This window comes from Paenibacillus sp. MZ04-78.2 (assembly GCF_024213375.1).
Classification (GTDB): domain Bacteria; phylum Bacillota; class Bacilli; order Paenibacillales; family NBRC-103111; genus Paenibacillus_G.
This window is the reverse complement of the sequence record NZ_JANAVJ010000003.1, coordinates 22,531-41,749: the sequence shown is the minus strand read 5'-3', so window position 1 is coordinate 41,749 and position 19,219 is coordinate 22,531. Positions and strand designations below refer to the sequence as shown.

At 53.2% G+C, this 19,219-nt stretch carries 22 protein-coding genes; 18 read left to right on the top strand and 4 right to left on the bottom strand.

Annotated features, from left to right (window positions below):
• The first annotated feature begins 52 nt into the window (after window positions 1–52).
• Genes NLX71_RS03325 through NLX71_RS03315 form a run of 3 tightly spaced genes read left to right on the top strand, consistent with a single transcriptional unit; the run spans window position 53 to window position 1,937 of the window.
• The gene (locus NLX71_RS03325; protein ID WP_254362077.1) at window positions 53–877 is read left to right on the top strand and encodes a TrmB family transcriptional regulator; all 825 of its coding nucleotides are present in this window, start codon (window positions 53–55) and stop codon (window positions 875–877) included.
• Window positions 874–1,608 (top strand): AzlC family ABC transporter permease, encoded by a 735-nt coding sequence (locus NLX71_RS03320; protein ID WP_254362076.1) that lies wholly within the window; start codon window positions 874–876, stop codon window positions 1,606–1,608. Before NLX71_RS03325 ends, NLX71_RS03320 begins: the two co-directional genes overlap by 4 nt.
• Window positions 1,599–1,937 (top strand): AzlD domain-containing protein, encoded by a 339-nt coding sequence (locus tag NLX71_RS03315; RefSeq protein ID WP_254362075.1) that lies wholly within the window; start codon window positions 1,599–1,601, stop codon window positions 1,935–1,937. The genes NLX71_RS03320 and NLX71_RS03315 overlap by 10 nt, the downstream gene beginning before the upstream one ends.
• A gap of 4 nt (window positions 1,938–1,941) precedes the next feature.
• On the opposite strand, the gene NLX71_RS03310 is transcribed toward NLX71_RS03315, so the two are convergent.
• Window positions 1,942–2,283: a class I SAM-dependent methyltransferase gene (locus NLX71_RS03310; protein WP_254362074.1), complete on the bottom strand. Its 342-nt coding sequence runs from the start codon at window positions 2,281–2,283 to the stop codon at window positions 1,942–1,944.
• 187 nt (window positions 2,284–2,470) lie between these two features.
• On the opposite strand from NLX71_RS03310, the gene NLX71_RS03305 reads away from it, so the two are divergent.
• A complete protein-coding gene (locus NLX71_RS03305) occupies window positions 2,471–3,127 on the top strand; it encodes a hypothetical protein (RefSeq protein ID WP_254362073.1) in 657 nt (218 codons plus the stop codon).
• Entirely contained in the window at window positions 3,124–3,924 is an 801-nt protein-coding gene (locus tag NLX71_RS03300) for a metallophosphoesterase family protein (RefSeq protein ID WP_254362072.1), read from the top strand. The genes NLX71_RS03305 and NLX71_RS03300 overlap by 4 nt, the downstream gene beginning before the upstream one ends.
• 37 nt (window positions 3,925–3,961) lie before the next feature.
• On the opposite strand, the gene NLX71_RS03295 is transcribed toward NLX71_RS03300, so the two are convergent.
• Both NLX71_RS03295 and NLX71_RS03290 read right to left on the bottom strand, forming a co-directional pair.
• Window positions 3,962–4,108, bottom strand: a complete 147-nt coding sequence (locus tag NLX71_RS03295; protein WP_254362071.1) for a hypothetical protein — start codon at window positions 4,106–4,108, stop codon at window positions 3,962–3,964.
• The gene (locus NLX71_RS03290) at window positions 4,092–4,367 is read right to left on the bottom strand and encodes a hypothetical protein (RefSeq protein WP_254362070.1); all 276 of its coding nucleotides are present in this window, start codon (window positions 4,365–4,367) and stop codon (window positions 4,092–4,094) included. The genes NLX71_RS03295 and NLX71_RS03290 overlap by 17 nt, the downstream gene beginning before the upstream one ends.
• A 235-nt stretch (window positions 4,368–4,602) precedes the next feature.
• Here NLX71_RS03290 and NLX71_RS03285 point away from each other — a divergent pair, with 235 nt between their 5' ends.
• The 13 genes from NLX71_RS03285 (at window position 4,603) to NLX71_RS03225 (ending at window position 18,616) form a co-directional block, all read left to right on the top strand.
• Entirely contained in the window at window positions 4,603–5,298 is a 696-nt protein-coding gene (locus NLX71_RS03285; protein ID WP_254362069.1) for a response regulator transcription factor, read from the top strand.
• Window positions 5,299–5,302: 4 nt separating this feature from the next.
• Window positions 5,303–6,775 carry a sensor histidine kinase gene (locus tag NLX71_RS03280; RefSeq protein ID WP_254362068.1) on the top strand — a complete coding sequence of 491 codons (1,473 nt, stop codon included), beginning with the start codon at window positions 5,303–5,305 and terminating at the stop codon, window positions 6,773–6,775.
• On the top strand, window positions 6,772–7,899 hold the full coding sequence (locus tag NLX71_RS03275; RefSeq protein WP_254362067.1) for a hypothetical protein: 1,128 nt from the start codon (window positions 6,772–6,774) through the stop codon (window positions 7,897–7,899). The genes NLX71_RS03280 and NLX71_RS03275 overlap by 4 nt, the downstream gene beginning before the upstream one ends.
• Before the next feature lie 219 nt (window positions 7,900–8,118).
• Window positions 8,119–8,874: a polysaccharide deacetylase family protein gene (locus tag NLX71_RS03270; protein WP_254362066.1), complete on the top strand. Its 756-nt coding sequence runs from the start codon at window positions 8,119–8,121 to the stop codon at window positions 8,872–8,874.
• A 16-nt stretch (window positions 8,875–8,890) separates the two neighbouring features.
• Window positions 8,891–10,270: an ABC transporter substrate-binding protein gene (locus NLX71_RS03265; RefSeq protein WP_254362065.1), complete on the top strand. Its 1,380-nt coding sequence runs from the start codon at window positions 8,891–8,893 to the stop codon at window positions 10,268–10,270.
• A 105-nt stretch (window positions 10,271–10,375) separates the two neighbouring features.
• Window positions 10,376–10,984 (top strand): prolipoprotein diacylglyceryl transferase, encoded by a 609-nt coding sequence (locus NLX71_RS03260; protein ID WP_254362064.1) that lies wholly within the window; start codon window positions 10,376–10,378, stop codon window positions 10,982–10,984.
• A gap of 77 nt (window positions 10,985–11,061) precedes the next feature.
• Window positions 11,062–11,931 (top strand): carbohydrate ABC transporter permease, encoded by an 870-nt coding sequence (locus tag NLX71_RS03255; RefSeq protein WP_254362063.1) that lies wholly within the window; start codon window positions 11,062–11,064, stop codon window positions 11,929–11,931.
• Window positions 11,928–12,818: a carbohydrate ABC transporter permease gene (locus NLX71_RS03250; protein ID WP_254362062.1), complete on the top strand. Its 891-nt coding sequence runs from the start codon at window positions 11,928–11,930 to the stop codon at window positions 12,816–12,818. The genes NLX71_RS03255 and NLX71_RS03250 overlap by 4 nt, the downstream gene beginning before the upstream one ends.
• Before the next feature lie 14 nt (window positions 12,819–12,832).
• Entirely contained in the window at window positions 12,833–13,978 is a 1,146-nt protein-coding gene (locus NLX71_RS03245; protein WP_254362061.1) for an efflux RND transporter periplasmic adaptor subunit, read from the top strand.
• A 232-nt stretch (window positions 13,979–14,210) separates the two neighbouring features.
• Window positions 14,211–14,525 (top strand): hypothetical protein, encoded by a 315-nt coding sequence (locus NLX71_RS03240; protein WP_254362060.1) that lies wholly within the window; start codon window positions 14,211–14,213, stop codon window positions 14,523–14,525.
• 11 nt (window positions 14,526–14,536) lie between these two features.
• A complete protein-coding gene (locus tag NLX71_RS03235; RefSeq protein WP_254362059.1) occupies window positions 14,537–16,327 on the top strand; it encodes a tetratricopeptide repeat protein in 1,791 nt (596 codons plus the stop codon).
• Window positions 16,297–16,968, top strand: a complete 672-nt coding sequence (locus NLX71_RS03230; protein WP_254362058.1) for an RNA polymerase sigma factor — start codon at window positions 16,297–16,299, stop codon at window positions 16,966–16,968. The genes NLX71_RS03235 and NLX71_RS03230 overlap by 31 nt, the downstream gene beginning before the upstream one ends.
• A complete protein-coding gene (locus tag NLX71_RS03225; protein WP_254362057.1) occupies window positions 16,961–18,616 on the top strand; it encodes a DUF4179 domain-containing protein in 1,656 nt (551 codons plus the stop codon). Before NLX71_RS03230 ends, NLX71_RS03225 begins: the two co-directional genes overlap by 8 nt.
• Window positions 18,617–18,643: 27 nt before the next feature.
• Here the strand turns inward: NLX71_RS03225 and NLX71_RS03220 are convergent, their stop codons facing one another.
• Window positions 18,644–19,216 carry a GNAT family N-acetyltransferase gene (locus NLX71_RS03220; RefSeq protein ID WP_254362056.1) on the bottom strand — a complete coding sequence of 191 codons (573 nt, stop codon included), beginning with the start codon at window positions 19,214–19,216 and terminating at the stop codon, window positions 18,644–18,646.
• Window positions 19,217–19,219: the final 3 nt, after the last annotated feature.

The following is a 19,219-nucleotide window of genomic DNA, read 5'->3' as shown; positions in this document are numbered from 1 at the left end:
GCATCCCTTTCATTTAAAGTAGGTAGTATGCTAACTACTACGAGGGGGATCTATGGAAGACGTATTCAAGGAACTGCAAAAGCTCGGCTTTTCGCCATACGAATGCAAGGCTTACGTCGGCCTGCTGAAGTCGCACCCTGTCACCGGCTACGAAATAAGCAAGCGCTCGGGGGTGCCCCGATCGATGATTTACGAGGTGCTCGGAAAGCTGATGGACAAAGGCACGGTTCATCTTGTCCCATCCGAGCCGGTAAAATATGCCCCGGTACCGGCGGACGAATGGATTGGCCGGTTGAGGAAGCAATTCGACCAGTCCTTTGCGTATTTGGAGAAATCGTTGACGATGCTTCAGCAGGAGCGGGAAATGGATGTCATCTGGCACATCCGCAGCGACCAATCGGTCATGAACGAAATCGCGGATCTGATCGGCAGAGCGGAGAAGGAGCTGTGGCTTTCCGTGTGGGAGCCTCAGGTTCCCGAGGTTAAGGCGTCGATAGAGCGTCATCTCCGGGAGGGTGTTCCTGTTTTTTCCGTTCTGTTCGGAGCGCCGGAAACGCAGATCGGGACGACGTTTCACCATGATTACATGACGCCCGAGGTGGTGAAAGAGCGGACCGGCGGCTGCTTGACGATTGCCGCCCGGGACGGTGAAGAGGTGCTGATCGCCAACTTTTCGGGCGAATCGACGACTTGGGCGGTGAAGACGCACGACCCGGCTCTCGTGCTGGTTGCGACGGAATATGTCCGGCACGACATCTTGATGGAAGAAATCATGGCCCAATTTGGCACGGAAAAGCTGGATGCGCTGTGGCGGAATAACCCGGCCCTGACTTATGTCGTGACCGGAAAACGGATCGACGGACGGGAGGAACCATGAGCGAGAAAACCATTCATGCGGTTTCCCCGGGGAGCACCGGAAACGAAGAAAGCTTTCTTCAAGGCGTGAAGGACTGCTTGCCCACGGTGCTTGGCTATCTGAGCATCGGCTTCGCGGCCGGCGTCGTCGAGAAAACGGCAGGGGTGTCCCTTGCCGAAATTGCGCTGATGTCCTTGCTGCTGTATGCCGGCTCGGCGCAGTTCATTGCTGCCGGAATGTTGGCGGCGGGCAGTCCTGCTACAGCTATTATTTTCACCGTATTTTTCGTCAACCTGCGCCATCTTCTCATGAGCGCAGCGTTGGCGCCTTATTTCCGGCATCTGCCAGCATGGAGGAACGCAGGAATCGGCTCATTGTTAACCGACGAGACGTTCGGCGTAGCCGCTTCCCGATTAACGGGCAAGTCCAAGGGCAGCGAGAAGTGGATGTTTGGCTTAAATCTGACCGCTTACCTCAACTGGCTCGTCGCCAACATGGCCGGGGGCATTTTCGGTCAATGGATTCCCGACCCGGAAAAATTCGGGCTGGACTATGCGTTGCCCGCCATGTTCATCGGGCTGTTCATGCTTCAACTGATGGGGCGGTCGAAGGTCGGCGTAGACCTCCTCGTTGCATGTTGCGCCGTCGTGACGGCCATTGCCGGAAGTGTCTTTATATCCGGAAGCGCAGGCGTGCTGATCGCGATCTTGTTCGCCGCAAGTATAGGAGTGTGGATTGAAAAATGGAAATAAGGCCGAGCTTTCTATGGATGCTTCTGGGAGCGTCGATTGTGACGCTGCTCCCGAGAATTTTGCCGCTTATTGTGCTGAGCCGCCTCCGATTGCCGGATTGGGGGCTTCGCTGGCTCGGTCATATCCCGATAGCCGTGATGTCCGCTTTGCTGGCGCAAGAGCTGCTCGTTTCGAAAGGCGCTTTCTCGCTGCAGCCCGTCGCATTGCTGTCCGCCGTTCCTGCCTTTGCCGTAGCTTATTTCACGCGGAGCTTGTTGGGCACCGTTGTGACGGGCATTGCGGCGACGATGCTGTTCCGTTATCTTGCATCGCTGCTTGCCTTGTCATGAAATCCTATTTGCGGCAAACATACACGAATGCCGGAGGAACATTGAACGGAACGAAATGAATCTCTTCTATGGTAAAATGTCTGCCGAACTGCTTGCGCATTTGCTTCGAATATTGAAAAGCGACAAACTGTCCGCCCGGTCTGAGGGAGTCCGTAATTTCGCTGAGAAGCCGATCGCGCAAGCTTTGCGGGAAATTGAAATACGGAAGTCCGCTGATCACGCAGTCGAGCGAATCGATTCCTTCTGCCCGTACAACGGATTGCAAACATCGGGCATCGTCGTAACAGGCGCAGTCGGCAAATCTTTCTTGCAGCCGACCGCGCAGCTCCGCGTCTTTCTCGAACAAAAGAACGCGGGTATTGTCATCGAATAAATCTATTAGAACGAGCGCAGAAATTTCCAAAGGAATTATGAAGAATTGTTAAAGCAGCATAAACCAAATTATTCGGCATGTAGGTTTGGGGCAACATTTTTGTTAAAATGATACATGTTCCACACGTACCGAACTTCGGCAGGGAGAAAGGGGATCGAGGATGGTATCACGGATTGCTTTGCCAGAACCGGACGATTTGAAGCGGCGCTTGTTAACTCTTGCGGCCTTGGACATAATCTTATGCCCGGAAGACTGGCTCCGGTATCATACGTTTGTTCCGAAATGGACGCCAAACGTCTCGCTTGCGACAATCGACAACGGCGCCGGAGACCGCTTGTTCGTTTTGTTTGCGCCGCAGGGCGTTATTTTGAAAGGGTTCGACCACGAATCCCAGCTAAGCCCGCACGCTCAAGACGAGTATGCGGTATGGCCGGGAATTTACGACGGGGCGCCGGAAGCTTTGCTGGCTTTCCTTGAGGATGAAGCGTTGGAGAAAGAAGACGTAACCTTCTGTATATGGCGTGAAACCGGCGACTCGCAGTGGAGAACGGGGAAAGTGCGGATACCGAAAGGCGCAGACGACGGCTCGGATTTTTTGCTCGGAACGATCTGCGAAACGCCGGAGGACTATGCGGACTGGGCGGAAGGCTACTTCGACATGCCGATTCCGGTCGAGCCTGTCAAAGCCTTGTATGCGGCCCCTGCGATCAGCGTCGAGGCGATCCGTTTCCTGAATCCGGAACGAACCGTAGAGGAAGTTGTTCCGGAGCTTGAAGCTTTAGGGATTACGGTGACGGACCGGAGCGGGTTATCATGATCATGAGGATCGAGTCGCTTGGCGCGGAGCCTGTAGAATATTTCGCCTACCGGAACGCAACCGTCTCGGGCGGTATCGTGGAAGCGCAGCTGCCTGTGTATGTGGGGCGGATGAGCGCTTTGCCGTCATCGATCAACGCGCTGATCGTGACCTCCGATTTGCAGGGGATGATGCGGACCACGGACGGGAAGGACGTCATGCTCGGCGAAGGACTTCCCGACTATTTGTCGCTGCTGATCGGCATCGAGCGGCCCGATATTGCTCCTGATCGGGTCGGCGTCCTGCTATGCGGCGATCTGTATGGCGACCTCCAGCGAGGGGGCAGCGGCGACCCGTCCGGCGTATGGCTTGCATTCGGCGAAACGTTTCGCTGGGTCGTCGGAGTGGCCGGCAATCACGATCTGATGGACGATGTGAAGAAGCGGCAGCTTTCCGGCCGAAGCAACATCTGTCAGATCGATCGGCCGGGAATCGTCGAATTCGGCGGCGCGGCCTGGGGCGGTCTCGGAGGCGTGATCGGCAGACCAGACAAGCCGAACCGGATGGCGGAAGCGGACTACCTGCAAGCGTTGCGCAAGCTGCTTCACAAGCAGCCCCATGCGCTGCTGCTTCACCAAAGCCCGGATGTGCCGGAGCGGGGATGCGCAGGCAGTCCCGAGATTCGCGCTTTATTGGAGAGCTGGCCGGAAGCGCTCGTATTTTGCGGCCATTCCCATTGGAACGATCCGCTGGCTTGCCTGCCCGGCGGAACGCAAGTCTTGAACGTCGATGCCAAGGTGTGCATTTTTACAAGATAGGGCGAAGGCCAGCGGAACCTGCGGCTGTCCGTTGCGGTTAAGGCTGATCTTTTGGCCGCTCCGGATCGAACGCCCGGTAGCTTTGCGGCGATGCTTCAACAGTGAGCGAAGGCACCGGATCGACCGCTGCGGCGATCTCTGTTTTCAAATCGTCGCTGCGTTCCTCGCTAAATTGGTTGTCCAAGTCCCCGCTTTACCAACAGCGCCGCCCCGACGCCGACCTCCCCGTTGACAAGTACGATGACGGTAAAGAACGGAATGTAGCTCGAATTGTGCTCGCTGAACAGCCCGCCAAGCGGGCCGAACGGAATCGTTGACTCAACAATCGGCAGCGTACGCGAGTAGTATAAGCGGCTCACGAACGTAGTGAGGATCAGGAAGGGAATCGTCGATAGAAAATGAACCTCCGCACCGCTGATAATGCAGGTCGTCAGCATCGCCACCAGTACGCTAACCAGCTTGATCCTGCGCTGATATTTGCCGAGCTGAACTATCAGCTCCTCGATCTGCCGCTTCTTGTCTGGCTCTGCTCGTGGCTCTCGTAATCCTGCTTCGTCGTCTCATAGTAGTGGCGGCACTCCTCGCAATCCGTCAGCCAAATGCTGGTGCTTTTAACACTGAAGTAGATCGAAAGCCATGAGGTATGCTACCATGTTCGGTAGGAATGGAGTGGACAAGATGGACAAAGTGAAAGTTTTAATTATCGAAGACGAAGAAGCTATCGCGGATTTGCTGGCCTACGGCTTGAATAAAGAAGGCTTTCTTACAACGATCGCCCATACTGGAGCGGACGGGCTTAGGGCCATCGAGCAATTCCAGCCGGACCTGCTGCTGCTTGACTGGATGCTTCCGGACGTCAGCGGGCTCGATATATGCAAAAAGGTAACAGAGACTCGGAATATTCCGATCATCATGCTGACGGCCAAATCGGACATTACGGACAAAATTGTCGGCCTGGAGTTTGGCGCTGACGACTATATTACCAAGCCGTTCGACCTCCGGGAAGTGATCGCGCGCATCCGCACGATACTCCGGAGAACGACCCATCCCCATAAGCCTGCGGAAGAGCAGGCCGACGAGCCGGTCCGATTCAAAAATATCGAGATCACCGAAAGCGAGCGGCTGGTCCGGAAAAATAACGAGATCGTCGAACTGACGCCCAAGGAATTCGAGCTCCTGATGACGCTGTACCGGCACCGGGGCAAAATTTTTACCCGAACGGAGCTGCTGGACTTCGTATGGGGCTACGAATATGTCGGCGATACGCGAACAGTCGATATTCATATCCAAAGGCTGCGCAAAAAGCTGGAAGCGGGCGATGTGATCGTGACCGTGTTCGGGGTGGGGTACAAATTTGACAAACAGGCGGATTAAAGGCATGATCCCGGCACCGACCATTAAAGTGAAATTTTTGTTGGGTCTCTTTGTTATTTTCGCCGCCTCGTTTTTGCTGCTCAATCACTTTATCGTGCAGATTATCGAGACTAGCAACGAGAAGATCATTACCCAAGACTTGATCGGCCTCAAGAAGAACAGCAGCGTCTATGTCAGGCAGGCTTTTATGATCAATCATTTCGGTAACGACGAGATCTATTTCCGCCAAATGGCGAAGGACGTGGTGGAAGAGCTTCGGCAGGTCACTTCCAGCGAGATTAGCGCTTACGGCGTAAATGGCGAGCTGATTTATGCATCCGGGAATTGGAACAATTCCAATAAGACGGGCGACGATCTGGACCATGCCTTGAACGGCAAAACTTCTTACACGATCAACTACACGGACAGCACGGCGGAAGCTTACTACTCGTATCCGGTCGTCATCGACGGGAAAAAAGTAGGGATTTTGCGCTTTGCCAAAGACTTTTCCTTGCTGTATGAGCAAAGCAGGCATATTTTGGATTTTATTTCGTACGTTACGATCGCCATCTTCGCTGCTGCGTTTATCTTTTCGTATATTTTATCGCGAAACATCACGATCCCGATCGTCAAGTTGACCAAGGCTTCGACGGAAGTGACGAATGGCAATCTGGATATCCGCCTCTCGTTCCGAAGGAAAGACGAGATCGGCCAGCTGGCGGATAACTTCGGTACGATGATCGAGAAGATCAAGGCTCAGATCGGACGCATCCAAAAGGACCGGGACCGCTTGGAGGAATTGAACCGCCATCGCAAGCAGTTTTTCGACAATGTGACGCACGAATTGAAAACGCCGCTCACGTCTATCCTGGGCTACGCCCAAATGATCAAGGAAAACGGGCAAACCGATGAAGCCTTCTTCGACAAAGGCATGAATCATATCGTCGACGAAAGCAAGAGGCTCCACGATATGGTGGTTAAATTATTGGAGCTTTCCAAGGAAACGTCAGACCGGGAAGCGTTCGAGCCTGTGTTGGCCGGGCGGCTGCTTCAAGACGTCTGCGAGGGCATGAAATTTAAAGCCGAGCGATACTGGAAAACCATTCGCTGCGAGGTGGAGGACGGGCTGTGGGTTGATGGAAGCGAACCCAAACTAAGGCAATTGTTCATCAATATTATCGATAATGCGATTAAGTATGGCTTCGCACATACGGCTATTTCGGTGAAGGCAAAGCTTGTCTCCGGCTGCGTGCACATAACGGTTGCGAATCAAGGGGAAGACATCCGTCCGGAGGATTTGGCGAAAATTTTCGAGCCGTTCTACCGGGCCAATATGCGGAAGTCCAAAGAATTGGGCAGCTGCGGCTTAGGACTCAGCATCTGCAAAGCGATTGTCGACGACCACCAGGGGAGCATCGAGATTCGGAGCGCCGGTCAGGTAACGAGTGTAGCGATTGAACTTCCTTATACGAAGCCGAAGAGAGGAACTACAGAATGAAACGGATATTCCTGTGGGCGGTGGCGTATGTTCTGCTGGCCGTTATCTTCACCGGCTGTACGGGGGCGCTGAAATCGAAGACCGTTATTATTCCCGACGCGGAAGATGGCCGCGAGCCGCAGAGCTTAAGCGAGACATTTGAAGTAAGCAAAATTTATAAGCTGCAGGAGAATGAGGATGGCGAGCTGTTCGGCTGGACCGACAAGGAGCACGTGCTTGGATATTTTGGTAAAAAGGGCCGGGAGCGAGGCTTCGAGCAGCTGGACTACGAACTCAAGACCCGGCAGTCATGGCCGGATATCAATGGATTTGTGCACGGTGTCAAAGTATCTGCTGACGGCGCGTATGCTTCGTTTTCCGTTCAGACCGGCGGCAAAGAGAAATTAATGCTGCTTCATTTGGCGGATCAAAAGCAAACCGTACTGCGGGAATGGGCAAGCAAAGAGGGTGTTGTCGTGATGGGGCAGATGTCGTGGTCGAATAACGGGCGCTACGTCTCCTTCGCGCAAGAGAACGGGAACCAGGAGGCAGTCATTGTCGTTTATGACGTGACGCGTCAGGAAGCAAAGGAATTCAAGTTCCCTGGGAAAACGGAGAACCATCATGTTTACTCCGTTCAGGTTTCGGATGACGGGGCAAGCGCGTTAATTTTCAAAATAGCGGCTCGTCAGGCATACATCGTTTTCGGTTCACTCCAAGGCGATACCTTCGTAAGCCAGTATGAGCATCCTGTAAGCAGCGAGGGAAACGGCGATTTTGTGAATGACGATCAAATCGTTTTTGTCGGGGTGGAAGGTTCGTTAACGTTATTCGACCGCCGGAATGCGAAGACAACGATTTTGCTTGAACGGAGCGGCGTGTTTCAGCTCTCGCGCGACCGCAAATATATCGCCTACTCCAAAGGCCGCGAAAATCTGTACGTGGCCAAGCTGCAAGGAAACAATATCATGAACGAAAAAGAAATCTACAAGGGAATCGTTCCCGAGCAAATCGAGTGGAGTCCGGACAACCGAAGGATGCTGCTGAACGGCAGGAAATGGTACGAGCCCCGTCCTGCCGTCAGCGCCCCGAGTGCCGCCCCTTTTTCCCAGAACAACTCCCTATTTATTATCGAATTTAAGTGAAGCGTCCCTGTGTCTTGCTGCGCAAGATGCGGGGATTTTTTTTGCGTTATTCAACTCTAATTCCAGAGAATCGCTTCCCACAAGTTGCCCACAAAAATGGTGTCAAACTATGGTCGAACTGCTCGGTTACATTTTGTTTACAAGTTGGAGAAGTTTTGGTAACAATGTTGGCTTATAACTAGGTTCAGGGAAACAAATTTCATAGAAAGGTAGAACGAGATGAAGAGGACAAAACAACTGCTGCGTTTGCGGATTGGCATCATTGTGCTTGCGTTGCTATCCGGCTATTTCATCGTCGATGCGATGCTGCCCCAGACGGAGGCGAAAGTAAGAGAGGCGAAGAGTGAGCAAGTCCAGAGTCAGGCGAACCTGAAGTCGCCGAAGAAGGACAAGCTGGTCGCGCTTACCTTTGACGACGGGCCGGATGCGAAATATACCGTCAAAATTTTGGACATTTTGAAGAAGTATAACGCGAAAGCGACTTTTTTTGTCGTCGGCTATCAGGCGGAGAAGCACCCGGACGTTCTATCCCGCATCGTCAAGGAAGGGCATATGCTGGGGAATCATACGTGGAGCCACAAGGATCTGACCAAGCTGAGCGGACAGAAGATCAACAATGAAATCGTCAAGCTGAACAAGGTGATCCGGAACGCAACGGGCGAGGCCCCTAAGTATGTCCGGACGCCTTACGGGGCGGTTTCCAAAAAAGTGACCGAAGCCATCGAACAAAACGGTCAGCACAATGTGCTATGGAATGTCGATACACGCGATTGGGCCGGAGCGACGCCGGAGGACATGCTGAAAAACGTCAAAGCGAATCTAAAGCCCGGAGGCATCATTCTGATGCACAGCTTCGGCGGTAAAAAAGGCGATCTGAGCAACACGATCGAATGCCTGCCTAAGATAATCGAGGAATTGCAGGAAGAAGGCTATTCGTTTGTGACAGTAGATGAATTGAAATCAAAGAGCTCTTAACAGGAGGCATGGAGAAATGAGAAAAGCATGGCTAAGCCTGAGCGGCTGCCTATTGATGATTGCGGCGACGGCTTGCAGCGCCGGTGGGGGCCCCGGAGGAGCGGCGCAGCAGGAAGACGGCCCGAACAAGAACGAGGCGAAAGCAGAAACGGCAAGCAAGACCGCGGAAACCTCTCAGACGCAGGGTGGCAAGAAGACAGTTGTTCTCTCGACGTTTTTTGAGGACGACTTTTTCAAAGACGCGAAGCGCAAATATGAGGAAAAGCACCCGAATATCGAGATCCAGCTTCACTATGTCCCGACGGACGACAGTCGAAGCGAGGAGAATGTGGAAAACTTTATCAAAAAGACGAATACGCAAATGTTATCCGGGAAAGGGCCGGATCTGGTGGAGATGGACCTGCTGCCTATGGATAACTACGTGAATAAGAAAGTGCTTGCCAATTTGAGCGACATGATGGAGAAGGACCCCGAGTTCAAGAAGGATCAATATTTCCAGAACATCTTGGATGGGATCAAGCTGAACGGCAGCGTCTACGGGATGCCGGTCAATTTCTTCTTGTACGGTCTTGTCGGGGACGAAGAGGCGATCCGCAAAACAGGGGTGATCTTCGACGACGCCCGTTGGACCTGGAATGAGTTCAGCGAGACCGCCAAAGCGCTGGCGAAAAAAGGGGATCAGCGTTATGCCTTTATGACCTATCCCCCCGGACTGTTAAATGAAATGGTGAAAAATAATTTTTCCTTGTATATCGATCAGGTCAACCGGAAAGCCAACTTTCAATCCGAGTCCTTTATCAACTTAATGAAGCAAGTGAAGTCGATGTTTGACGAGAAGGTCGCGACGGAAGAGGCGCGCCAAGCGTATTTCAGAATGACGCATATCGTCTCGCCCACGGATTATATTTTGACGCCGAAGGAAAATTTCGCTCAACCCAAGCTGTATTCCAAACCGAAGGGAGAAGGCCAAAAAGCTGGAGATTTTTTCCGGACCTACCGGACGATGGGCATAAATGAGAAATCCGCCGTCAAGAAGGAAGCCTGGGATTTTATCAAATTTCTGATGTCCGAGGAGATGCAGCCTTCGCCGGAACGAGCCGGCTTTCCTCTGAATAAAGCCGTATTTCACAAGCAGGTGAAGCAATTGCTCCAAACCGGAACTGTCAAGGCTCACGAGCTCGGACCGCTGAAGGGCAAGACGTTCCAAGTCACGGAAGCGGATTTTCAGGGATTGGAGCGGCATCTGATGGGGGCCGTCTATCAGGTGGCGTTCAAGCCTTCCAAGCTGGAAGACATTATTGTCAAAGAATCGGAAGCCTTCTTCAAGGGCCAAAAGTCCGCGGAGGACGTGGCGAAACTGATTCAAAATCGGGCGACGACGTTCTTGAACGAATGAAGATGATCGGAAACATTTTGTTTACATCCCGGAGAAGTTTTCGTTACATCCTCCATTTATAACTAAGCATAGGCACGGACAACAACAAAGGAGTGAGAGGATAAAATGAAAAAAACAGGTGTTCTACTGCTCAGCTTCGCATTAATCACGATGTTGGCCGCTTGCAGCAGCGGTGCCGTCAAGCAAGATAACAAGGGAGGCAGCTCTGCAAATCAGACGAAGACCGGGCACCAGGACGGTTCATCGACGGAGGGCAAGACATCGACCGAGGGCAAGACGCTGTCGGAGGATAAAACCTCCACCGACGATAAAACGGCGGCCGGAGATAAAGGGACGAAAGATGAGAAATCGTCGGCGGGAGGCACGACAGGTGCGGATGGCGCATCGTCCGGAATCGGAGCGTCGTCCGGGGGCAGAGCGTCTTCGGATGCAAAAGCGCCGACGGAAAGCAAAGGAACGGCGGAGAGCAGGGCTTCCGCAGACAGCAAGTCTTCTCCGAGAGCAGCGGTGTCACAAGGTACTGCGGCTTCTCCGGGAGCGGCGCCTTCGTCAGGCAGAAAGGCGGAATCCGAACGCAAGCCATCGTCTGAATCCGGGCCGGCGAGGGGGAGCAAAGCTCCGGAGGAAGTAACGCCATCCGGAAAGGACAGATTGCCGGGCCCCGCGCCTTCGAGAGAAGCTAATTCTTCTTCACAGCCTGCGACGTCGTCGTAAACAGGGGAAGCTTGAACGAATAAAAGGCATGGACGCGGGGGCGCCGTTGGCTTTCCCGCGTTTTGCATGGAGGCCGCATGAAAATTCCCGCATTCCTTAAGAAAGACACGGTACAGGCTATGCTGTTCCTTGCGCCGAGCGTGGGCGGGTTTGCGCTTTTTTACGCAATCCCGTTTGCGATGGGGCTCGTTTATTCCTTTATGGACGGCACGATGGACGGAAATTTCGTAGGCCTCGCCAATTATCAGGGGCTGCTGGCCAGCGGTTCGTTTCGGAAGGCCGCGTGGAACACCGCTCTCTTTACCTTCGTTAGCGTACCGCTGATGGTCGCTATATCTTTAGGGCTGGCGCTGCTTTTGAACGGAAATGTGTTTTTTCGCCAATGGCTGCGAACCGCCTATATTTTACCGCTTGTCGTGCCGGTCGCCTCGATCGTGCTGATCTGGCAAATCGGCTTCGACTGGAACGGGACGGTCAACGAGTGGCTTCATCGTTTAGGGATGGAGCGGATCGACTGGATGAAATCGGAATGGGCTATTGTCGTCATCACGGCGATTTATATATGGAAGAACATCGGGTACAACATGATTTTGTTTTTGGGGGGGGTTCAAGCGATTCCCGAGAGCTATTACGAAATCGCCCGTCTCGAAGGGGCAGGGCCGTTGACGAAGCTGCGGATTACCCTTGTCTATTTAATCCCGATGATGTTTTTCGTCGTCCTGATGTCGATTATGAACTCGTTCAAAGTGTTCAGGGAAGCGTATTTGCTGGCCGGCGGCTACCCGTACGACAGCATCTATATGCTCCAGCATTACATGAACAATATGTTTCTTTCGCTCGATATTCAGAAGCTGACGGCCGCCGCAAGCCTCATGGTCGGCTGCATTATGATCATCGCGCTTGGATTATTCAGGATGGAACGCGGTTTCCGGAGGTTTATGGAATGAAACTGGGGGAGAAGAAAGCGGCGCTGCTGCAAAAATGGCTGATGACCTTCGTGCTGCTCGTCCTTGCTCTGGTGATGCTGTTCCCTATCGTGATTACCTTCACGAATTCGCTCATGACAGAGCGCGAGATCGGCATAAACTACGACTTGGTCGGAAAGATGCTGAGTGCGGATTCCGGGAGACAACATGAATTTGTTAATTTAAAGCTCATCCCCGATTGGGTATCGCTGGAGCAATTTAACAAAGTGCTGATCCAGTCTCCGAAGTTTCTGTTCCTGTTCTGGAACTCCGTGCTCATGGTCGTGCCGATCGTATTCGGTCAAACGGCCGTTGCCGCCTTGGCGGCCTATGCTTTCGCCATGCTTCGGTTTCCCGGCAGGGACTCGTTGTTTCTTATTTATATTATGGCGATGCTGATGCCGTTTCAGGTGACGCTGGTACCTAACTATATTATGGCCGATAAGCTCGGCATCCTGAACAGCGTCGCCGCCATTATTTTACCGGGTGTGTTCGCGACCTACGGTGTATTTCTGCTGCGGCAGTTCATGCTGCACATTCCCGCTCCGCTGCTCGAAGCCGCCCGGTTGGACGGAGCGGGAGCCGGAACGATTTTTCTCACGATCGTTCTGCCGCTGGTGAAGCCGGGATTGGCGGCGCTGACGGTCTTGTTGTTCGTAGATTACTGGAACATGGTCGAGCAGCCGCTTATTTTTTTGGAGGACCCGCTCCGGCATCCGCTATCCGTCTATTTGGCTAGCATTCAGGAGGGGGCGCGGGGCGTAGGCTTTGCCACTTCTTTGCTCTATATGAGCCCGGTTGTTCTGCTGTTTCTGTATGCGGAGTCTTATTTTATCAGAGGAATCCAGTCATCCGGCATTAAAGGATAGGAGAGATGCATACGGTGGAGCCGCAAGGGATGGAGCTGGCGGAGGCTCGAAAAAAACGAAAAGTGGTGGCGGTTTCGGGGGTTTTCTTCGGTCTGCTGCTCGTGCTCACGTTATTCAGCAATACGCTGCAGGCGATCACGCTGCCCAAGGTTCGGACGGAAACGCCGGTTAAGGGAAAGCTGGTTCACAGCATCGAAGCGAACGGTACGCTTAAGCCGGTAGAGGAAGCTGAACTAAAGAACGAGACTGGCTGGAAGGTGAAGGCTGTTCATGTGAAAGCGGGGGATGCCGTCGTCAAGGACCAGCCGCTGATTACGTATGACAGCAAACCGGCGGATCGGCAAATTGAGGATGAGCAAACCGCCTTGAAGCAGCAAAAGCTGCAGTTGGAAGGGCTGTTCGAAAGCTTCGTCGAAGCGAACCGGAACGGAGACTCTACGGCGATCAATAAGGCCAAACGGGACATCGAATCGCGACAGCTCGACATCGACGTCCGCGAACGCAAGATTCAAGCACTACAAGAAGACTTGGCAGGACAGCGTCAGATTGTGGCTCCGTTTGACGGAATCGTCACGAGCATCCGCGCGACCGAAGGGCTTGCTTCCTTGCCGGGACAGCCGGTGGTCCGCGTGTCCAATGCGAGCCGGGGCTATGGAATGTCCATTCCGGTGGCGGCTGACCTCGCATCGCTTTTGTCCGTTGGGGAAAAGATCGAGGCGGAGGTGAAAGACCAGACGGTCCAAGTGATGGAAGGCCAGATTAATGAAATCGCCGATGCGCCAATGGAGCTGGCAGGCGGTGCAGGAGGGAAGCAGGACGCCCCTCCGGCATCGAAAACGGTACGCATTACCGTTCCGGGCGAAGGCTTGAAAGGAGGGGAGCGGGCGACCGTCCGGCTGCAAAAATCGGTGTCGGCGGACGAGCAGCTCTTGATTTCGAATGAGGCTATTCACAAGGATCGCGAGGGGAATTACGTTTATGTGATCGAAGAGCGGAAAGGCCCGCTCGGCAACGGCTTTTATGTGCGCAAGAGCTATATTCGGGCCGCCGATGCGAACGCGAACCAGACCGCCGTCCGGGAAGGCATCTTTCCGTTTGATCAAGTCATCGTCGAAAGCAGCGAGCCTTTGCAGGCGGGGAACCGGGTACGGCTGCAATAACCATTGGAAACAAGCACTGCGGTAGTTGCTGCCAGGTGCTTGTTTTTTTGCGATGAAACTTACGATCGGTTCCTAAAAACTAACATTTTACTGGGGAGCGGCCGATAAAAGGTACAGTTCGTTTTTCGAGCAACTCAACGATATCGCCGCATAGAGGGAGCATCTGTCCGCTGCTTACGGACGACCAGTCCAATTTGATCTGAAGGTCATTCAAGAGATTGATCGACTCCTCATGCAGGAAGATATTGACGAGGATTACACGCAGCAGCTTATTTTTTCCAAACTGACGATCATGCCTTATGCGGATTCGGAACAGATTTGCCGCTATGTGACTTCGGATGATATGTTTATTCAGGAAAAAGCTGTTATCCTCCTAAGAAAAAGAAACTACACGGCGGCGGCCCGTGCTTTGTTCGAGGTTGCCCAAAACGGGATGCATAACGGAAGGATGGCGGCGATCTTCGCACTGAAGCAATTCCGTACGGAGGAAAGCAAACGGCTGCTGAAGGAATTGGAAGCGCTGCTGCCGAAACATTATTTTACATAGGAGTGAAAGCATTGGAACATGAGCATACCGAAGGAGAAAAGCGATTTCCTTCGCCTGAGCAGGATTTCGACATTTATAAGGCGGCCCGAAGCGACGGGGATTTTCAGCATGCTTTATACCATCTGGCCTGCGCCTTGTCGACCGATCCGGGTAACGCCGAATGGCTCCGATCCTTGAACGATTGGATTGATACGGGCGAGGAGCTGCTGCCTTTTGTGCCGGTCGAGGAAAACAATTATTTTGCCGTTATGGCGGTACGAGCTTACATTTACGCCCGGATGAACAACTTTAACGAAGCTTTCGGAATCTTGGGGCAGGTCATCAGAGTAAAGCCCGAGGTTCCTTATCTGGTGTGGGTATGCGAATGGGAGCCGCGAATCGCGGGCGCAGATCATATCGAAGCAGATACGATCATTGGATTCATCCGCGGAGTGTTGCGATCCCTCGATCTGATGCGAGGAAACGAACGGCATAAGGTGCTTGCCGCTTTAGTGTCTGTGCTCCGAAAGATGTGCCAGGTGTATCCTAAAGTGTATATGATGTTCTGGCTGCTTTCCTCAATGTACCGGAGACAGGAGGATGTTCTGGCCGCTTTTGCGGCAGCCAAAACGGCCTACAAGCTGAGTAAATGCTGGGATACGGCCATAGGGATGGCACTTTGCTTCAAACTCCAGGGCAACAATCGCAAGGCGGCTGACTTTTACAAGAAAGCAGGCAGGCTCGATCCCGGCAATGAAGCGGGCTATCTGGATCTGGGCGATCTGTATCTGGACAACGGCTTATACAAAAAAGCGCTGAAAGCTTACATTCAGGCCAAGGATATCCAGCCCGATCACGAATGGGCGATCCCGTCCATCCTCTATTGCGAGTATATGATCAAACAAGACGCCGAGCGCTTGGGGAAACTCGAAGCTTATTATAAATCGAACGCTTCGAACGGCAGAGCGAGAGAACTGCTGAAACCATTATTGCCGGGCTCCGAACTTCCTTTTGTCGACTATATCCCGGGGCCGCAGGAAGCCTCCATCAATGTGCTGCGCCAAGTCGCGGAAGAAAACCTGGACCTGGAAAGCGGCGGGACGATCAGCCTGACCATTAATTATCTGGAGGCGCCGAGCGCGATCCGTGCGCTGGAGCTTTACTTGAACAACTTCGGTAGAAGCGCTAATCCGCCCAAGCTGGATTTGACCATCGACAACGTCCAGGAGCCGGACCCAAGGCAGCCGATCGCCGAGAATGGCGCCATATTATGGAGCTATGAGGGGGCCATCGCACAGCCGGCCATGCCCAAACCGTCGGGTCATGCGGCCAATGTCGTACGCCGATTGGCGATGACTCCGTACCAAATCGAGGATTGGTACCGCACAGCCGGTGAACTGGCCGGAAGTCTCACCCCCGCGCATCTGCCGGACTTATTCGCCATCCTGACTCATCCGCCGGAGCCGCCCGAATCGGTATCGAGCTGGCGCTGGCTCCAGCATATTCAATATGCGGCGGTATTCCTAATGGCGCGGCTTAGCCCGTCCAAGCCTTCCGAAGCCTTGCTGTCTTTATGCTACGGTCAATCCGATTGGCCGGTCAATGCAGCCGTGAACGTATTGGCTTATGAAGCGCAGGGCGATCCCCAGCTGGAAAAAGTGGTATCGGAACTGTTTTTCCAGCTCTCGGAACGGATTCCGAAAGAAGGCCACTGCTTCTTTACTTATGCGCTGGTTTGCAGCTGGCTGGGGCTTACGTTCATTGACGTTCAGCTTAGGGAGCAGTTGGAGCAATGGAAGAACGATCTGGAACAGCAGGAATAGGCTCATTGCTCATGTACGACCGATTCGAGAGGATCGGTCTTTTTTTCATTAAACTACATAGCGAACCGAAAGCCCCGGTTATTTGTCTTATTAGCGTAACGCGAAAGGGGGATGAGCAAGAGTTGACCGACCGGGACTTATTCGATACTTACCGCAGGGACGTGTACTATTTGTGCCACTATATGCTGCACAACGCCGCCGACGCGGAAGACATCTGCCAAGAGGTATTCCTGAAGGCGTTTCAGACGGATCGGCAAGGTGTCGAGCGGATCAAGCCATGGCTGCTGCGGATCGCCGTGAATAGGTGCAAAAGCCATCTGGATCGCAGGAAGCGGGGCGTGCTGAAGGAGCTGAAGCATTTCTTGCTGGAGCGTAGACGCGATACGGAAGCGGCGGACGAAGCGCTGGAGCGGAAAGAAACCGAGCTGGAGACGGAACGATGGCTCCGGGCATTGCCGATCAAGAATCGGACGGTAATGACATTGCGGTATATTCACGAGCTGAGCTTGCAGGAGATTGCAGAGACGCTGAATATCCCGCCGGGCACGGTAAAATCGAGATTGAACCGAGGGCTGCGGCAGATGAGAAAAGAGCTGGGAAAGAACAATCCGAACTTGAAAGGAGCGGAATGTCTTGAATAAGCTGACGGAAGAGCAATTGCTGGAGCTGGTGCGCAAGGAACGTCCTAAGCTTCCGGATTTTGAAGCGATGTGGGAAAGAATTCAAGCGAAACAAGCCAATACGAATCAGCAAAATAGTTCGGCAGCGCCAAGTGGCAGAAATTTGACCCGCAGCCGGAAGCGTCTTATCCCTTTGGCTATCGCGGCATCCTCGGTCATTGTGGCTGCACCCGTGGTTGCAGGTGTATCGATGGGCTGGCCGGTGCTGTTTGACCGATTAGGCGTTACGACCGCGATGGAGTCAGGCTTCGGCAACCCGCTGGACATCACCGTAACATCGGCCGGCGCATCTTTAGCTCTTCATGGCGTGGTTACGGACGACCAGCGGCTGGATGTCATGTTTACCTTCGACGTTCCGTCTTTACCGGACTATGACCACGTCGACTTCGAGCACCAGACGTTAACGAATCTCCGAGGCGAAGCCATGCCTTTGAAAGCCTTGATCCGCAAGGACACCTTGCCGAACCGAATGATCGGGCTGCTGGAAACGGACAACGGACTGGGAAATAAGCGGGAACAGCTTAAGCTGTCGCTTAAAAATCTTGTTTTTTATAAATACAAAGATACGGAGCTTGACGCCAGCCCGATGTTGTTAAAGGATGGCGACCGTGTGGACAGCCGGACCCGTTTCGGAACGCTGCAGGTCGTTTCAACGGCAACGGAAAACGGCGTGCTGACGCTGCGCTACGAAATTCCGATCAGCGGGCCGGAGGATAGTAATTCGCATCCGGGGATGTTCCTTAAAGTAGGGGAGAAACGGGTAAAATCGAGTTATTCCGCGACATTGCCGACGGAGAAATCGGGGATTCAACTCCGGCAGGACATCTTCCGTCTGCCAAATCCGGAGCTGAATAGCGCCAAGCTGTACTTTACTCATCTGGACGTTATCCAAACGCTCTCGGGGACGTGGGATGCGTCGTTTGAAGCCGATGGCAGGAAAGCGAGCCAGGCGATGTTTCGCAAACCGCTTGATCCGGCGGCTTTTGCTAACGATTCGGATATGGGTTTGAAAGAGCTTGTCGTGACGCCGCTGGAAGTCCGTCTGTTGTACGACGATAAGCTGAAAACCAAATCCCCTGATCTGGAATCGGTATATTACGATACCAAGCAGCTTATGCTTAACGGTAAAACAATTAATGGCGGAAGCTGGTCCACGGAAAAAAGCGGCGGGTATTTCCGTTTCCAGCTGCCGGAATGGTCCAAGGATTTGTCCCAGGCGCCGATGAAGCTGCTGCTGTCCGATGCCCGCATCACGAGATGTTCCAAGGCGTGGCAGCCGCTAGAGACTCCGTCCGATACGAAGCGGACGATCGACACGAAGCTGGACCAGTTTCCGGTCACGTTTACGTATTACAAGGAGGGCGACGATCTGGTCGTCGAATCGTATTCGACCGATCCGGATTTTATCGTGATCTACCAAACTTCTGTGAAGCGGGATGTAGACATCGTTTATCCTGAGATGAATCCGACGCCTCCCGGCGGTAACGGCACAAGCAAGAAAGTGGACCGGTACCCCGGACTGCTGTCCAAGCCGGGTAAACTGGAGCTGAGCCCGGGGTTCTATCACTTCAAGGATGGCAGCCGCAGGGTGGAATTAAAGATAAATTAAATTCAGCGCGAAAAGTGACCGGTCCGGTCAAGCATTCTTGACGGCTGCTCCGAAATCATCGGGGCAGTCGTTGCCATACTCATGCTGAAGCAGCCCCATATGAATAATGTCGTGCCAAGCGCCTTCCCTGAACAAGCTTTGCCGGGAGATTCCTTCCCGCCGGAAGCCTAATTTTTCATAAAGCTTGATCGCTCTCTCATTGAAGGAAAATACTCTTAACGAGACCCGATGCAGGTTCAGCTCCAGGAACGCATAGTCAAGCAGCAGCTTTAAGGCCTCGGTTCCGTAGCCTTTCCCCCAATAAGCTTTGTTGCCGATATCGATGATGCATTCGGCATTCCGGTTTTTGGGATCGATATGGATTAATGATGTAATCCCGAACGGCGTTGCCGAGGTTTTGTCGACCAGAATGTAGCTTTTGGAGGAGACGGAGCCCAGGATGACTTGATGCACGAATTGCCGCGTCTCTTCGAGATCGTAAATATCGAGCGAAGGACTGGTCGAACGCATCACCTCCGGATCGTTTCTCCACGCATGATACAGCTCCGCATCGTCCGCCGTAGCTTTTCTAAAGACGATTCTTTCAGATTCGAACAACATAGC

Coding starts and splice junctions, on each gene's coding strand:
- NLX71_RS03320 (WP_254362076.1), top strand. CDS start 874: ATGAGCGAGAAAACCATTCATGCGGTTTCCCCGGGGAGCACCGGAAAC.
- NLX71_RS03255 (WP_254362063.1), top strand. CDS start 11,062: ATGAAAATTCCCGCATTCCTTAAGAAAGACACGGTACAGGCTATGCTG.
- NLX71_RS03275 (WP_254362067.1), top strand. CDS start 6,772: ATGAAACGGATATTCCTGTGGGCGGTGGCGTATGTTCTGCTGGCCGTT.
- NLX71_RS03270 (WP_254362066.1), top strand. CDS start 8,119: ATGAAGAGGACAAAACAACTGCTGCGTTTGCGGATTGGCATCATTGTG.
- NLX71_RS03265 (WP_254362065.1), top strand. CDS start 8,891: ATGAGAAAAGCATGGCTAAGCCTGAGCGGCTGCCTATTGATGATTGCG.
- NLX71_RS03305 (WP_254362073.1), top strand. CDS start 2,471: ATGGTATCACGGATTGCTTTGCCAGAACCGGACGATTTGAAGCGGCGC.
- NLX71_RS03250 (WP_254362062.1), top strand. CDS start 11,928: ATGAAACTGGGGGAGAAGAAAGCGGCGCTGCTGCAAAAATGGCTGATG.
- NLX71_RS03240 (WP_254362060.1), top strand. CDS start 14,211: ATGCAGGAAGATATTGACGAGGATTACACGCAGCAGCTTATTTTTTCC.
- NLX71_RS03280 (WP_254362068.1), top strand. CDS start 5,303: ATGATCCCGGCACCGACCATTAAAGTGAAATTTTTGTTGGGTCTCTTT.
- NLX71_RS03260 (WP_254362064.1), top strand. CDS start 10,376: ATGAAAAAAACAGGTGTTCTACTGCTCAGCTTCGCATTAATCACGATG.
- NLX71_RS03220 (WP_254362056.1), bottom strand. CDS start 19,216: ATGTTGTTCGAATCTGAAAGAATCGTCTTTAGAAAAGCTACGGCGGAC.
- NLX71_RS03325 (WP_254362077.1), top strand. CDS start 53: ATGGAAGACGTATTCAAGGAACTGCAAAAGCTCGGCTTTTCGCCATAC.
- NLX71_RS03285 (WP_254362069.1), top strand. CDS start 4,603: ATGGACAAAGTGAAAGTTTTAATTATCGAAGACGAAGAAGCTATCGCG.
- NLX71_RS03230 (WP_254362058.1), top strand. CDS start 16,297: ATGGAAGAACGATCTGGAACAGCAGGAATAGGCTCATTGCTCATGTAC.
- NLX71_RS03300 (WP_254362072.1), top strand. CDS start 3,124: ATGATCATGAGGATCGAGTCGCTTGGCGCGGAGCCTGTAGAATATTTC.
- NLX71_RS03315 (WP_254362075.1), top strand. CDS start 1,599: ATGGAAATAAGGCCGAGCTTTCTATGGATGCTTCTGGGAGCGTCGATT.